Consider the following 253-nt stretch of genomic DNA (forward strand, 5'->3'; position numbering starts at 1 on the left):
GCACGAAGGAACTGTCCACCCCGGTGGCCTCTTCCGTTGCCTGGCGGTCCTCGCTGGTAGCATAGTTTTCACCGCGCCCGGTTTTCTCATCCTCACGCCAGTCGCCGTCATCCGTCGCCACCAGAATATACTGACCCCGGTCACGCGCCGCGTACTCCCACTGCGCTTCCGTCGGCAGGGAAAACGGCAGCCCCGTCTCCTTTTTCAGCCAGCGGCAGTAGCTGTCGGCCTCGCGCCATGACACCACCGCCGG

General features: G+C 64.8%; 1 protein-coding gene. It reads right to left on the minus strand.

What is annotated here, in order from left to right:
- Window positions 1-253: formylglycine-generating enzyme family protein (locus OGV94_RS25155; RefSeq protein ID WP_286522109.1), on the minus strand; the 253-nt coding region annotated here is incomplete at both ends.

This window comes from Citrobacter sp. Ce006 (genome assembly GCF_030336535.1).
Classification (GTDB): domain Bacteria; phylum Pseudomonadota; class Gammaproteobacteria; order Enterobacterales; family Enterobacteriaceae; genus Citrobacter; species Citrobacter europaeus.